Origin of the sequence: Sphingobium sp. S6 (genome assembly GCF_905120495.1) — a bacterium.
GTDB classification, from domain to species: Bacteria; Pseudomonadota; Alphaproteobacteria; order Sphingomonadales; family Sphingomonadaceae; genus Sphingobium; species Sphingobium agri.
In genome coordinates this window covers 1-12,793 of sequence record NZ_CAJHOG010000024.1, presented here as the reverse complement: position 1 = coordinate 12,793, position 12,793 = coordinate 1, and the positions used below count along the sequence as shown (strand labels likewise).

14 protein-coding genes and 4 pseudogenes are annotated in these 12,793 nt (G+C 61.9%); 7 read left to right on the top strand and 11 right to left on the bottom strand.

All coding sequences use genetic code 11. From position 1 onward, the window contains the following. Positions 1–53: 53 nt before the first annotated feature. Positions 54–350: pseudogene (locus tag SPHS8_RS19770) on the bottom strand (transcription elongation protein SprT); the annotation flags it as partial. Between the two features lie 416 nt (positions 351–766). On the opposite strand from SPHS8_RS19770, the gene SPHS8_RS19765 reads away from it, so the two are divergent. The 3 genes and pseudogenes from SPHS8_RS19765 to SPHS8_RS19755 form a co-directional block, all read left to right on the top strand. Continuing rightward, positions 767–1,048 carry a type II toxin-antitoxin system RelB/DinJ family antitoxin gene (locus SPHS8_RS19765; protein ID WP_007684554.1) on the top strand — a complete coding sequence of 94 codons (282 nt, stop codon included), beginning with the start codon at positions 767–769 and terminating at the stop codon, positions 1,046–1,048. After that, entirely contained in the window at positions 1,017–1,337 is a 321-nt protein-coding gene (locus tag SPHS8_RS19760) for a type II toxin-antitoxin system YafQ family toxin (protein ID WP_021246202.1), read from the top strand. The genes SPHS8_RS19765 and SPHS8_RS19760 overlap by 32 nt, the downstream gene beginning before the upstream one ends. 104 nt (positions 1,338–1,441) lie before the next feature. Further along, positions 1,442–1,664, top strand: a pseudogene (locus SPHS8_RS19755) (histidine phosphatase family protein); the annotation flags it as partial. 37 nt (positions 1,665–1,701) lie between these two features. Here the strand turns inward: SPHS8_RS19755 and SPHS8_RS19750 are convergent. Beyond that, on the bottom strand, positions 1,702–1,965 hold the full coding sequence (locus SPHS8_RS19750; protein WP_007684562.1) for a hypothetical protein: 264 nt from the start codon (positions 1,963–1,965) through the stop codon (positions 1,702–1,704). A 152-nt stretch (positions 1,966–2,117) separates the two neighbouring features. Then, positions 2,118–2,666 carry a TetR/AcrR family transcriptional regulator gene (locus SPHS8_RS19745; RefSeq protein ID WP_007684564.1) on the bottom strand — a complete coding sequence of 183 codons (549 nt, stop codon included), beginning with the start codon at positions 2,664–2,666 and terminating at the stop codon, positions 2,118–2,120. A gap of 189 nt (positions 2,667–2,855) precedes the next feature. Here SPHS8_RS19745 and SPHS8_RS19740 point away from each other — a divergent pair, with 189 nt between their 5' ends. From SPHS8_RS19740 to SPHS8_RS19725, 4 genes and pseudogenes are all read left to right on the top strand, one after another. Then, the gene (locus tag SPHS8_RS19740) at positions 2,856–4,052 is read left to right on the top strand and encodes an IS256 family transposase (RefSeq protein ID WP_007684572.1); all 1,197 of its coding nucleotides are present in this window, start codon (positions 2,856–2,858) and stop codon (positions 4,050–4,052) included. A 51-nt stretch (positions 4,053–4,103) separates the two neighbouring features. Next, positions 4,104–4,601: pseudogene (locus SPHS8_RS19735) on the top strand (IS21 family transposase); the annotation flags it as partial. Further along, positions 4,598–5,461 carry an IS21-like element helper ATPase IstB gene (gene istB / locus SPHS8_RS19730; RefSeq protein ID WP_004211466.1) on the top strand — a complete coding sequence of 288 codons (864 nt, stop codon included), beginning with the start codon at positions 4,598–4,600 and terminating at the stop codon, positions 5,459–5,461. The pseudogene SPHS8_RS19735 and the gene istB, both read left to right, overlap by 4 nt. An 81-nt stretch (positions 5,462–5,542) precedes the next feature. Continuing rightward, positions 5,543–5,866: pseudogene (locus SPHS8_RS19725) on the top strand (transposase); the annotation flags it as partial. A 45-nt stretch (positions 5,867–5,911) separates the two neighbouring features. On the opposite strand, the gene SPHS8_RS19720 reads toward SPHS8_RS19725, so the two are convergent. From SPHS8_RS19720 to SPHS8_RS19685, 8 genes are all read right to left on the bottom strand, one after another. Next, positions 5,912–7,009 carry an IS630 family transposase gene (locus tag SPHS8_RS19720; protein WP_007683624.1) on the bottom strand — a complete coding sequence of 366 codons (1,098 nt, stop codon included), beginning with the start codon at positions 7,007–7,009 and terminating at the stop codon, positions 5,912–5,914. Between the two features lie 63 nt (positions 7,010–7,072). Then, complete coding sequence (locus SPHS8_RS19715; protein WP_007682488.1) at positions 7,073–8,035, bottom strand: tyrosine-type recombinase/integrase; 963 nt, start codon at positions 8,033–8,035, stop codon at positions 7,073–7,075. After that, complete coding sequence (locus SPHS8_RS19710; protein WP_007682491.1) at positions 8,035–8,433, bottom strand: hypothetical protein; 399 nt, start codon at positions 8,431–8,433, stop codon at positions 8,035–8,037. Before SPHS8_RS19710 ends, SPHS8_RS19715 begins: the two co-directional genes overlap by 1 nt. Beyond that, positions 8,430–8,735 (bottom strand): hypothetical protein, encoded by a 306-nt coding sequence (locus SPHS8_RS19705; RefSeq protein WP_007682492.1) that lies wholly within the window; start codon positions 8,733–8,735, stop codon positions 8,430–8,432. The genes SPHS8_RS19710 and SPHS8_RS19705 overlap by 4 nt, the downstream gene beginning before the upstream one ends. Further along, positions 8,735–9,124 (bottom strand): type II toxin-antitoxin system VapC family toxin, encoded by a 390-nt coding sequence (locus SPHS8_RS19700; RefSeq protein WP_007682494.1) that lies wholly within the window; start codon positions 9,122–9,124, stop codon positions 8,735–8,737. The genes SPHS8_RS19705 and SPHS8_RS19700 overlap by 1 nt, the downstream gene beginning before the upstream one ends. Continuing rightward, a complete protein-coding gene (locus tag SPHS8_RS19695; protein ID WP_007682496.1) occupies positions 9,121–9,369 on the bottom strand; it encodes a type II toxin-antitoxin system VapB family antitoxin in 249 nt (82 codons plus the stop codon). Before SPHS8_RS19695 ends, SPHS8_RS19700 begins: the two co-directional genes overlap by 4 nt. 168 nt (positions 9,370–9,537) lie before the next feature. Further along, positions 9,538–10,941, bottom strand: coding sequence for an efflux transporter outer membrane subunit (locus SPHS8_RS19690; RefSeq protein ID WP_013038665.1), 1,404 nt, complete (start codon positions 10,939–10,941; stop codon positions 9,538–9,540). Next, the coding region (locus tag SPHS8_RS19685; protein ID WP_201516816.1) for an efflux RND transporter permease subunit at positions 10,934–12,793 on the bottom strand (1,860 nt) is incomplete at its 5' end. The genes SPHS8_RS19690 and SPHS8_RS19685, both read right to left, overlap by 8 nt.

Sequence of the window (12,793 nt, the reverse complement as noted above, 5' to 3'; positions counted from 1 at the left end):
CGGCGCAGAGCGACAGCCTACCTCTGACTGCCGCCAATCTTTGCAACAGAGCCCCCTGCCGGGATGCCGACAGCGGCATGGACCAGTTCATGCGCGAGGATGGCCGCGATCTGTGCCGGCATGGCGTCGGGCGCATGGGCAAGGTCCGGACGGATGAAGATTTCAAAATGGCCGTCCGCGCTCAGCCGGTTATCCCAGCACTCGCCGATCGCCTTGCCCTTGGCTCCCGCGCTGGTGAAGCCGATCGCCACGCGCACCCGGTCGGGCAGGGGAGCTTCCAGCGCCTCAAAGAGCGGGGCCATGCCCGCCGCCACCCGATTGAGCCAGCTTTCCCGGTTGTCGTGGGTCATCGTCTCTATTCCCTTCAGATCGCCTGTCCGGCGATGGCCATGCCATCGGCCGGAACACGGACGCCCAAGAACGCCGGCGAGAGAGGGGGGCAGCGGGAATCGACGGGGTGGAGCGGGCGCAGCGAGGCCCAGCCGAGCGAGCCACGGCCCGTCTATTCCCGTTGCTGGGGAGAGGGGGGGCGGAACGTCCTCTCCCCACTGAACAAACGACATGCCGGCCAGCGCCGGCACCTTGTCCCCGAGATCCGCGCACGCGATCTCGCCCGCCATGTGGATCGTCACCGAATGGCCAAGACCGCGTGCGGGCTTGGGGAGCGCAGCGACTAGAGCCACGGTGCCGCGCAAGCGGCAGGCGCACAATGGTTGTAATTGTAGCTCAGTTGAGCTACATCGAACACGGATCACAGGAGGTTCTTATGGCCGCTACCGCTTTCGTGCGTGCGCGCATCGACGAAACATTGAAGGATGAAGCCGCCGCCGTCCTGGCCGAACTGGGGCTGACCGTATCCGATGTGGTCCGCATGACGCTCACCCGGGTCGCGAAGGATCATGCCTTGCCGTTCGAGCTGAAAGTGCCGAACGCCGAAACACGGGCAGCCATCGAAGCCTCTCGCGCCACGATGAAGGCCCGCCGCGCCCGTTTCACCGATCCTCAGGAAGTCTTTGATGCCCTCGACCAAGAAGCCCGCCAGCAGTAAGCGCGCCTCGCTCCCCCGAGAGGCGTCTTATGAAAAGCGGTTCGCGAAGGATTGGGAGCGGTTGTCGCGCAGCGGGCGCTACAACATGAAGCAGCTCAAGGAAGCGATGATGCTCCTCATCGCCAACGACGCGCCGCTTGGCCCGGAATGGCTGGACCACGCCCTCAAAGGCGATTGGAGCGATCATCGCGAGTGCCATATCGGCGGCGACTTCCTGCTCATCTACACGATCGAGGGAAATCTGGTGAACTTCGTGCGCGCCGGCACGCATTCGGAACTGTTCGAATAGCCTGCCGCTTCCTGGCGAACACAAGAAAAGCAAGCGAAGCGCTACTGTTTGGCTATCTTTTGTATATCGCTTGGATAGCGCTCGCCAGCAATGAAGGGGAAGCCATGAAGGCCATATTCATCCGCCACGGCGAAAGCACCGGCAATGCCGGCATGCCCTGTCACGATCTGGCGACGATCGAGGCCACGAACAGACGCGCCAGGTTACCGCGAGCTTGCCCGAAGCCGACCCCGCAGTATCACGTCACCTATACCCGCACCCGGCAGAGCGCCGCGCTGCTGATCGCGTTTCCCCGCCGTGCGGGTCGAGACGTGGCCCATAGGAGAGAGCTTTAAAACAATCCTGCGATGCAGCGATGGACGCCTCAGTTCACCTGACGCCGGTGCTTGCCACCATACTTCTTGCCGCAATAGTCATCCAGTTCCCGCATCTCGTTCACGGCGGCGGCGACCAGCGCGGTGGCGCAGGACAGACCGCTGTCCGGTGTAGCCATCCGGGCCTCCACGCGATTTCGCAGTTCCTCGATGTCGGCGCGCGACAGGACGTTCTTTTCTCGCAAATAGCAGATCAGGCTTTGCAACAGGATCATTGCCTTGTCGCCGGGGGCCACATTATCGTTGTTCATCATCTTTCCGGTATCCTCTGGAGCGACCGTATTCCTCGGCCTGTAATGAGAAGATGATATGATGCTGAACAATTGTCCAGTGCCCGGGGACCTTCAGCTCACCAAAATGCCAATCGAGCTGCGCCAGCCTTGGTCCGCGCGCACTGAGCAGGTCCTCAATTGCACATTGCGGCGAGTTCCCGGCGGAACAGCGACGCCATGTAGTGGCGCAAGATTTTGTGGTCTCGGTAAGGAAACAGCTCGGCCCCCGCTACCATTCCCCAGGACATGGTGATGATGAAGTCCACCACCGTTGATCTGTCCTGTGGAGATGCGCCCGGCGCCAAAGAGGCCAGCGCCGCTCCCAGGCTGGTGCGCAGCCGGACATCCGCCTTGCGATTGATCTCGGCGATGATCGGGTTACACCCCACTGTGGCCACGAATTCGCACATCATGCGGCGATTTTCATGCGATGGCTCATCGATGGCGATTCGCTCGATCCAGGCGAGGATACCTTCGCGATCCCCCACCGCGACCGCCGTCTCCAGCGTCTCTTCCTCGAGCCATTCAGCAAGGTCGGCTTCGCAGATGGCGGCAATGATCGCCTCCTTGTTGGCAAAGTCCCGATAGATCTGCCCCACCGCGATGCCGGATGAACTGGCGATTTGGGCCATCCCGGTCTGATGGAATCCGCGTTTGACGAAGAGATCGCGGGTCGTGGCCAATATATGCTGCCGCCGCGCCGCAGAGCGGGGTCCCCGCACTCTTGCGACCGAATTGTTTTTTGCCACCATACCTCCCTAGTGGATTGATCGGAACGAATGGGTAGTGTGCGTGAAGTTCTGCAAAATCGCTTGAGGAGCGAGGCGGTCATGGCAGGCTGGTGATGTTCAACGTCACCGAGGAGACCCGCCATGACCAGGACCGAGATTAAGCCTGCTGTATCCGCTGTCAAAGAGTTGCTGGCGCAGGAGCCGGATGCGCTTCGCGAGATTGTGCGCAGCGTGATGCAGGCGATGCTGGAAGCCGAGATGGACGAGGCGCTGGGCGCGGGCAAGAGCGAGCGCAGCGATGCGCGGCTCGGCTACCGTTCGGGGCATTACCCGCGCACGCTGGTGACGCGGGTCGGCAAGCTGGAGCTGCGGGTGCCGCAGGACCGTGCCGGGCGCTTCTCGACCGAGCTGTTCGAGCGCTACCAGCGGTCGGAGCAGGCGCTGGTGGCGACGCTGGCCGAGATGTATGTCCAGGGCGTTTCGACGCGCAAGGTCAAGGCGATCACCGAAGAGCTGTGCGGCCATGCCTTCTCGGCCTCGACGATCTCGGCGATCAACAAGAAGCTCGATGGCAGCCTGGCGGCCTTTGCCCAGCGCCGCCTCGACGAGCCGTTCCCTTATCTGATCCTTGATGCCCGCTACGAGAAAGTGCGCGAAGGCGGCGTGGTTGGAAGCCAGGCGGTGCTGATCGCGATCGGCATCGACTGGGACGGCAGGCGGCAGATACTGGCCGTGGAGATGGCCAATCGCGAGAGCGCCACGTCATGGAAGGACTTCCTGCTGCGCCTGCGTGACCGGGGCCTGCATGGCACCGAGTTCGTCGTCGCCGACGATCATGCCGGCCTGCGCGCGGCGATCCGCGAGGTGCTGACCGGCGCCGCATACCAGCGCTGCTACGTGCACTTCCTGAGGAACGCGCTCGATCACTTGCCAAGGAAGGCCGACGACGACTGCCTGCAGGAACTGCGCTGGCTCTACGACCGGCGCAACCTCGCCGAGGCCCGCGCCGATCTCGCCCAGTGGCTCGCCCGATGGAGCGCCAAATATCCCAGGCTCACCGACTGGGCCGAGGAGACGATCGAGGAGACCTTCTCCTTCTACCGGCTGCCACGCAGGCATCACAAGCACATGAAAAGCACCAACATGCTCGAACGCTTCAATGAGGAAATCCGGCGGCGAACCTATGTCGTGCGGATATTCCCCAACGCCCCCAGCTGCCTGCGCCTGGTCCGCGCACTCGCCGTCGAAACCCACGAAAACTGGCTCGAAGCCAACCGCTACCTCAATATGGACGAACTGCGCGAGCAGAAGAAAACCGAACTACGCAAAGCCGCATGACCAGCACCATGACCGCCAATTTGCAGAACTTGACGCACACAACCAACGAAGGTGCCGTCACGGTTGATCGGGCATCGACTGCGTGTGCGCCTCTACGATGATCGGCTCGATCTGTTCCTGGGCGGCAGTTATCTCATGACCCGGCCACGCGGTCGCCCGAAAAGCGCTACCGAACATGGCTATGTGGTGGATTACCGTCACGTGATCCATAGCCTCAGGCGTAAGCCGATGGCCCTGCTGCAGCTGACCTATCGCGACCAGTTGTTCCCGCGCGAGGCGTACAGGCTCATGTTCGAACGGCTGCTCGAAGCCATGTCCGAGCGTGACGCTTGCCGCAAGATGGTCGAGTTGCTGTCCATGGCCCATGAACGGGCCTGCGAGGCCGAGCTTGCCGATCTTCTCGCCCAGGACCTTGACGAAGGCCGGCTGCCTGACATCGCCGCGTTGCGAACGCGCTTCTCGCCCGATCCGGCCGCGCTGCCCGAGGTGGTGGTCGAGCTTGGCCCCCTGACCGACTACGATGCCCTGCTGCTGGGAGAGGCCGCATGACCAAGGCCCATAACGTCGATGCCCAGCGCCTGAGCTTCATCCTCAACGAGTTGAGGCTTCCTGCCATCAAGGTGATCTGGCCCGAGTTTACCGAACGTGCCGACAAGGAGGGCTGGCCCGCCACCCGACTGCTCGCTGCACTTACCGAGCATGAAATGGCCGAACGTGACCGGCGTAGGATCGAACGTCATCTGAGCGACGCACGATTACCACCGGGCAAAACGCTCGACAGCTTCGCCTTCGACGCCGTGCCGATGGTCTCGCGGGCGCAGGTCACGGCCATGACCTCGGGCGACGGATGGCTGGAAAAGGGCGCCAATCTCATCCTGTTCGGCCCGCCGGGCGGAGGAAAGAGCCACTTGGCGGCAGCCATCGGCCTGCAACTTGTCCAGAATGGTTGGCGCGTGCTGTTCACCCGCACGTCCGAGCTGGTCCAGAAGCTTCAGCTCGCGCGCCGCGAACTGGCGCTCGAATCCGCCATCGCCAAGCTCGACAAATACCACCTGCTCATCCTGGACGACCTCGCCTATGTCGCCAAGGATCAGGCTGAAACCTCCGTGCTCTTCGAGTTGATCAGCGCACGCTATGAGCGCCGATCCATGCTCATCACGGCCAACCAGCCCTTCGGCGAATGGAACCGGGTCTTCCCGGATCCCGCCATGACGCTCGCGGCCGTCGACCGTCTCGTTCATCACGCCACCATCTTCGAGATGAATGTCGAGAGCTATCGTCGCAGGGCCGCCCTCCAGCGACAGACAGGGGCTGGAAGGACCCCAAAATACGCGACAATCAAATCCATCGAGAAAATGTCGATCAGCGACAATCAGAGCGAAGAATCGCCCTTGCCAGCGACAATCTAACCCGGCACCATGAACCCGCCGCGACAATCTGTTCTCATCCTGATAGTCGCTGACCTCTCACCCAGATCGTCGCGCTATAACTACGTCTCAAATTTACCTGCCGACGCCACCCTCAAAATGCTCGCCGCGACGATCAAGGCGAGATGGATCTGCGAGCAAGCACATCAGCAGCTCAAGGAAGAACTGGGCCTCGATCATTTCGAAGGCCGCTCCTGGGTTGGATTACATCGACATGCATTGATGACAATGATCGCATACGCTTTCCTTCAAGCCCGCCGTCTCAAAGCAGCGGGGCGGAAAAAAAAGAGTCGGGGGGCCGCCGCCACAACCGAGCATGCCAGCTATCCGACAGGCGATCTTGAACATCTTCATAAGGCCTCCGCCACTTCGGTGCCCCCATTGTGAAAAGCTCCTCGTAGACAGGCCTGAACAAAAACTGCCAAAGTAGTGCTAGTCACCTGAATCTGAAGTTCGGCTCATTGTTTTTTGGCAGAATCGTTTGACGGCGGCGAGGATTTCGTCGGCGGATTTGACCCATTTGTAGGGCTTGGGGTTTTCGTTGTGCGCCGCGATGAATGCGGTGATGTCGGTCTCAAGTTCAGCGGTTGATCGGTGGACACCGCGCTGCAACTGCTTGCGGGTCAGTTCTGCAAACCATCGTTCGACCTGATTGATCCAGGACGCCGAAGTCGGTGTGAAGTGAGCATGCCAATGCGGGCGGCGTGCGAGCCAGGCCTTGATCTTTGGCGTCTTGTGGGTCGCATAGTTGTCCATCACGAGGTGGACGTCTGGCCCCTTGGGGATCGCGGCGTCGATCCGCTTGAGGAAGTCGAGGAACTCGGTTGCCCGATGGCGCTTGTAGCATTTCCCGATCACGGCGCCGGTGGCAATGTCGAGCGCGGCGAACAGGGATGTCGTGCCATTGCGGACGTAGGTATGGGTGCGCCGCTCAGGAACCCCCGGCGCCATGGGCAAGACCGGCTGCTCGCGATCCAGCGCCTGGATTTGCGATTTTTCATCCACGCACAGCACGATCGCCCGGTTCGGCGGCGACATGTAGAGCCCGACTATGTCCTGCACCTTGTCGACAAATAGCGGATCGGTGGACAGCTTGAATGTCTCGGACCGGTGCGGCTGCAGGCCGAACGCGCCCCAGATCCGGCGGATGGTGGTGTGTGACAGCCCGGACTTGGCGGCCATGGAACGGATCGACCAATGCGTGGCGTCCTTGGGGGTCGTGTTCAGCGTACGCTCGATCACCTGAGCTACTTGCGTGTCAGATACTGTTCGTGGCCGACCCGCACGATATTCGTCAGTCAGTCCTTCAATGCCAGCCTGCACGAACCGGCGGCGCCATTTGCCAACCGTGTGCTCGTGAACGCCCAGGCGTTCGGCGACTTCCTTGCTCTGCAGCCCTTCTGCACAAAGCAGGACCATCCGGCATCGATCAGAGAGTGAACGCGGCGCTTTGTGGCGGCGGACCTGAGCTTCGAGAAAACGCCGGTCATCTCCGCTCAAGACAACCAAATCCGCCCGTCTGCCCGCCATCACATTAACCTCCGTCTGATCTACAAGGGCTTATACAATGAAGCTTACTTCAGTTCCAGGTGACTAGATCAACACCCGTTCCACCTCATCGAGCGTCACGTCATCGGGCCTCCGATCGTAGAGCTGGGTCGTGCGCGTGGAGCTATGGTTCGCCATCGTCGCGGCCGTCTCCAGCGTGCCGCCGTTCTTCAGGTAAGTGGTAATCCCGGTCGCGCGGAACGAATGGTTGCCGATCGCCGTGCCGATCTCGGCCGCCACCGCGCGTCGGCGCACCATCGCGAACGCATTGGCCTGGGGCAGGGGAGTGTCGCTTAGCCGCTTGGTCCCGCGCGCGATCGTGCGGAACAACGGCCCCTTGGCTTGCGCGCGCAGCTCACACCCGTCGATATAGGCGGTCAGATAGTCCTCAAGATTATGGTGGCAGGGCATTTCGTGCTGCTTGCCGCCCTTTTCGTGCAGCCGCACCCAGAGACGGCGGTTCTGCATGAAAACGTCCTCGACACGCATGGAGAGCGCCGCGCCGATCCGCGCGAACGAATAGACCATCAGCCCGATTAGCGCGCGGTCGCGCAGACCCGCCGGCCCACCCACGTCGATCGTATCAAGCAGCCGCCGCGCCTCGTCGGGGGCCAGCACCGGCGTCTTGCCGCGCCGCTGACTATGCGCCGGCCCGCGCACCGATGCGGCGGGGTTCACCGGCATGACCTGGCCTATCACCAGCCAGTCGAACAGCCGACGCACGCCGGCGAGCTGCTGCTTGACGCTGGGCGCGCTCATCTCGCCTCCCAGCGCCTCGATCCACGCGCCGACGTGGAGCGGCTGCACGGCCCCAAGGGACGTGACCCCGCGCGCCGCTACCCAGGTCAGGAAGTCGCCAGCCGCGCGCGCATAGGCGCGGCGCGTATGCGCGTTGCGGATGGTGACGGCGAAAAACTCCAGGAACCGCAACCGCGCGCGGTCGTCGGCCGACGCGATCAGCGCCGGCAAGGCCAGCGTGGGCGAGGGAAGGGGGGCGAGCTGAGCCATTACCCCTCTCTCCGCCAGCGTGCGGGCGCGGCGCGCGGTTCGACGCGACGGCGCGCCATCTCCGCTTGCACCTGTTCATGGGGAGTGCCCGGCCTCGGATCATCGACCGCCGCCTGCAACAACCGGCGCAGCAACGCGTCGCGCAGATCACGATGCGGCTCCAGATCGCGGAAGTTGCCGACGATCGCGAACACCGCCTCCGAAGGATCGGCGAACATGCCGCGCTCGATCGGTTCCAACAGCCAGTCGGCCAGCGCCGGGGGCAGATAGGCCTCAAACCGCAACCCGCCCGCGCGGGCCTGCTCCCGCAAGCTCTCGGCCTGGGCGCGGGACACGGGATTGTCATACGGGTAATCATCCTCGTCGTGCATGTCGGGGACACCGCCGATCTGGGTCATGGCCGGCCCCGGACATGGGCGGCGGGATCGATGATCGTGATGGCGTCGCGCGAGCCGTTGGCGACGGCATCGGCGATCCCGAAGATCTCGACGCGACCGCCTTCGTTGTAGATGCGTCCCGCCACCGTGCCATGGATGATTGCGCGCGCGCCGGTCTCGATCGTCAGGTTGCCCGTAATTGTGCCGTGGAGGATGAAACGGATGCCCCGATGCAGCGTCGCATCGCCAGCGACCATGCCATAGAGGGCGATATTCTCCTCGATGGCGAAGGGGCCTTCGATCTTGTCGTGCACCGCGCGCATTATGCCGCCGCCTCTATGTCCGTCAGGGCAAAATCATTGCCCTTGAACAACAGCGGCTCGTCGGTCGCCTTGGCCAGCGCATAGGAAAAGCAGTCGCCAAAGTTCAGGCCCGCTTTGTGGCGGCCCTTGCCGAAATCGAGAAACGCCTGTCGCGCCAGTTCGCCATGATCGAGCGTCACCGGTTCGATCGTGATGCCGGCGCGGCGAAAGAAGGCTTCGGTCTGGCGCATCCCTTCGGGACCGAGCTGGCGTTCGATGACCATCGACAGCTCGACATAGCTGGCGACGCTGATGCGGCAGGCATCGGCATCATGGATGGCTTGTGCGAAGGTCGCCGCTTCGGGTTCGCGATAGAGGATCGCGACCAGGGCCGAGGTGTCGAGGATCATTTCGGCAGGCCATTATCGTCATAAAACAGTTCGGCATGATCGACATAGGGGCGCTTCACATGCGTGGCGGCGCGATCGGCGATCGTTAGCAGTTCCGCGACGCTCGCCTTGCTTTTCTGACGCTCGATCCTGGCGAAGCGCTCGCGCAGCGCCTCCGTCACCACGCGGGTCATGCTCTGGCCGGTCGCTTGGGCGATGGCCTGCGCAAGCCGATGGGCTTCAGGGTCTTTAACATTGAGGCTCATGGTCCGCCTTTCTAGAAAATTAGCCACCTTTCTACCATGCAGCGCGCCTAAGGGGAAGAGTGTATGATAAAGAACATTATCATATATAGGTCAGGGAATTTATCGGCGGACCGATCTGTAGGTTGTCATGATCAATAGCCAAGGCCCGTCGGTGGAACATTACCACCATTACCCTTGCTGGCCGCCGCCCAGAGCGACATACAGAGAGACGAGAGCATCCAGCTCGGCGCGACGCAGCTGTATCAGTGTCTGTTCCGCGATGAACAGATTCCGTTCGGCATCGAGCACTTCAAGGTAATTTGCGACGCCCTCGCGGTAGCGAGTGCGGGCAAGATCGGCGATCGCTCGCTGTGCCGCAGTGGCACGAACCTGCGCGGCGACCTGTTCAGCAAGCCAGCGGCGCCCGGCAAGGGCGTCCGCAACTTCGCGGAAAGCTCCCTGAATGGTGCGTTCGTATTCGGCGATGGCAATATCCTCACGTGCCTCAGCCACGCTCAGATTGCCCTTCCTCGCACCCCAATCGAAGATGGGTAGGCTGATCGAAGGTCCAAAGCTCCAGCTCAGTCCTTCGTTTCCGATCAAATTCCCAAGATCAGTTGAAGCGAAACCGATACTACCGGTTAGTGAGATGGATGGAAAGAAGGCTGCCCGAGCAGCACCGATATTGGCACGCGCTGCCCGCAGTTTCTCTTCTGCCGCCAATATGTCCGGTCGAGTCACCATCAGCTCGGAGGGTAATCCGGCGGCAATCACCGTTCCGTTTTTCTGGTCAGCCAGCGTCAGCGGCACCGTGAGCCCGACAGGAACGGGTCCGCCCAAGAGTACGGCCAGGAAGTTCTCACTCTGCGCCTCGGCCAAGCGCAGGCTGGCCAACTCCGTTTCGGCTTGAGTCAGTAGCGACTCCGCCTGTCGAAAATCAAGAGCTGAAGTCACCCCGGCTTCAAGGCGACGCTCGGCTATGCGGAGGCCTTCCTGCCGGCTGCGTACCGTAGCTTCGGCAAGGGCGATCCGCTCGTCGGCTTCCCGGGAAGCAAAATAGGTCGAGGCCACATCCCGGATCAACGCGAGGCGGAACGCCCGTTCAGCCTGCACGGTTGCTAGATATTGCGAGCGCGCTGCGTCAGAAAGGTTGCGCACCCGGCCCCAGAAATCGAGCTCGAATCCTGTGACGCCAACGCCGATCGAGTAGCGGGTATCGGTGATCGCACCCACTTCGGGAATGCCAATCGCCGAACCTGGCGTGCGGCTGCGAGTCACATCGCCGTTGGCGCCGAGCGCAGGCAGCCGTTCGGCACCCTGGATTCGATAAAGACCACGCGCCTCCTGTATCTGCGCTACGGCAACGGCGAGATCGCGGTTCCGCTCGAGAGCGGTGGCAATGAGGGTCTCCAGTTGAGGATCAGCGAAGAACTCCCGCCAGCTGATTTCCACCGCCCGCCGACCGAGCACCCCGTCGCCCGCGTAGGAGGTGGGGTAATCCCGAGTGGTCGGCAGCGCTGGCCGCGCGTGAGGCGGGGCTAACTGGCACGCGCCCAGAAACGATGTCAGAGTGAGCACAAAGACTCTACGCATGATTGGGCTCCGGTTGCGCCTGACCGGGAGCAGCAGGCCGCTTCTTACTGAGCCAGCGGCGTATCGACAGATAGAAGAGCGGAATGAAGAAAATTCCGAGCACAGTGGCAGCCAGCATTCCGCCGACAACACCGGTCCCAACCGCGATTCGGCTCGCCGCACCGGCACCGGAAGCAATGAAGAGCGGTATCATGCCACCGATGAAGGCGAGCGACGTCATGATAATGGGGCGCAGGCGCAGTTTCACAGCTTCGAGTGTCGCCTCAAGCGGGGTCTTGCCCTCCGCTTCTTGCTCGATCGCAAACTCGACGATCAGGATCGCGTTCTTGGCGGCCAAGCCGATGATCGTGATGATGCCAACGTTGAAATAGACGTCGGCGGACAGTCCCCTCATCACCGTAAAGAGGACGGAGCCAAGTACGCCGAGCGGTACAACCAAAAGCACGGAAACAGGGATGGACCAGCTCTCGTAGAGAGCGGCCAGCAGCAAGAATACAACAAGTATAGACAAGCCTAGCAGCATACCGACCTGTCCGCCGGCCTGCTGCTCCTCATAGGACATTCCCGTCCATTCATATGCGAAGCCCTCCGGCAGTGCATTGGCGAGCCGTTCCATCTCCGCCATGGCCTCGCCAGTCGACTGGCCCGGGGCAGCGTTCCCGGAAATGGTCATCGAAGGATAGCCGTTATAGCGCTGGAGCTGCTGCGCGCCCGATGTCCATTCAACCTGTGTAAACGAGCCGAAGGGCACCATTTCGCCGGCTGCATTTCGAACCTTGAGGTCGAGCACGTCCTGTGGCGTCATTCGGTGAGATGCTTCGGCTTGCAGGAGCACCCGCAGGATCCGCCCTTCACGGTTGAAGTCATTGGCATATGCGCTGCCGAAAGCGATCGCGAGCGTTCCGTTAACGTCGCCAATCGAGAGGCCGAGGGCGCGAGCCTGTATCCTGTCGATCATGACCCGCAGCTGAGGTGCATCTTCCTGGCCCTCCGGTCGAACACCGGCAAGGATCGGGCTCTGGCTCGCGGCGGCAAGCAGCTGATTGCGCGCGTTGAAGAGCGCTTCAGCACCGTTGCCGCCGACATCCTCCAATTTGAAGGTAAAGCCGCCGGCGATGCCAAGTTCGGCGATCGCGGGGGGATTGAGGGCAAAGACCATGGCTTCCTTGATCGATGTGAAGAAGCCCATCGCCTTTCCGACCAAGGCTAGCGAGCTATTCTCCTCGCCGGAGCGCTCCTCCCACGGCTTGAGCATCGTGAACATCATTCCATTCGCTTGGCCTTGGCCGAAGAAGCTAAAGCCTCGCACCACAAACACGCTCGTCACAATGTCTTGCTGATTGTAAAATTCCTTCACCTGACGCACCGCTTCTTCAGTCCGCTCACGGGTCGCGCCGGGGGGAGCTTGTACAACAGTGATGACAGTCCCCTGGTCCTCCTGCGGGAGGAATCCACCGGGAAGGCGCGAGAACAAGATAACCGTCAGGCCGACCAACGCGATGAATATGGCGAGCCAGCGCAGAGGCCGCGACAATATCCGAGCGACGCCGCCTTGATAACGATCAGTCGTACGTCCAAACCAGTTGTTGAATCCAGTAAAAAAGCGACCGGTTCGCCGCGTGAGCCAATTCTCCTTGCGATGGTTTTCGGGTACGTGCGGCTTGAGAAAAGTCGCACACAGCGCGGGAGTGAGCGTCAGCGCCAATAGCGCCGAGAACCCGATCGAGACGATCAGCGTGACGGAAAACTGTCGGTAGATACCGCCCGTCGACCCGGGGAAGAAGGCCATCGGCACGAAGGCTCTGTTGCAAAAATCGTGAAGCTTGAGCATGCTTGGCGGAGATTGGACGGA

Coding starts and splice junctions, on each gene's coding strand:
- SPHS8_RS19765 (WP_007684554.1), top strand. CDS start 767: ATGGCCGCTACCGCTTTCGTGCGTGCGCGCATCGACGAAACATTGAAG.
- SPHS8_RS19760 (WP_021246202.1), top strand. CDS start 1,017: ATGCCCTCGACCAAGAAGCCCGCCAGCAGTAAGCGCGCCTCGCTCCCC.
- SPHS8_RS19750 (WP_007684562.1), bottom strand. CDS start 1,965: ATGATGAACAACGATAATGTGGCCCCCGGCGACAAGGCAATGATCCTG.
- SPHS8_RS19740 (WP_007684572.1), top strand. CDS start 2,856: ATGACCAGGACCGAGATTAAGCCTGCTGTATCCGCTGTCAAAGAGTTG.
- istB (WP_004211466.1), top strand. CDS start 4,598: ATGACCAAGGCCCATAACGTCGATGCCCAGCGCCTGAGCTTCATCCTC.
- SPHS8_RS19720 (WP_007683624.1), bottom strand. CDS start 7,009: ATGGCGGGCAGACGGGCGGATTTGGTTGTCTTGAGCGGAGATGACCGG.
- SPHS8_RS19715 (WP_007682488.1), bottom strand. CDS start 8,035: ATGGCTCAGCTCGCCCCCCTTCCCTCGCCCACGCTGGCCTTGCCGGCG.
- SPHS8_RS19710 (WP_007682491.1), bottom strand. CDS start 8,433: ATGACCCAGATCGGCGGTGTCCCCGACATGCACGACGAGGATGATTAC.
- SPHS8_RS19705 (WP_007682492.1), bottom strand. CDS start 8,735: ATGCGCGCGGTGCACGACAAGATCGAAGGCCCCTTCGCCATCGAGGAG.
- SPHS8_RS19700 (WP_007682494.1), bottom strand. CDS start 9,124: ATGATCCTCGACACCTCGGCCCTGGTCGCGATCCTCTATCGCGAACCC.
- SPHS8_RS19695 (WP_007682496.1), bottom strand. CDS start 9,369: ATGAGCCTCAATGTTAAAGACCCTGAAGCCCATCGGCTTGCGCAGGCC.
- SPHS8_RS19690 (WP_013038665.1), bottom strand. CDS start 10,941: ATGCGTAGAGTCTTTGTGCTCACTCTGACATCGTTTCTGGGCGCGTGC.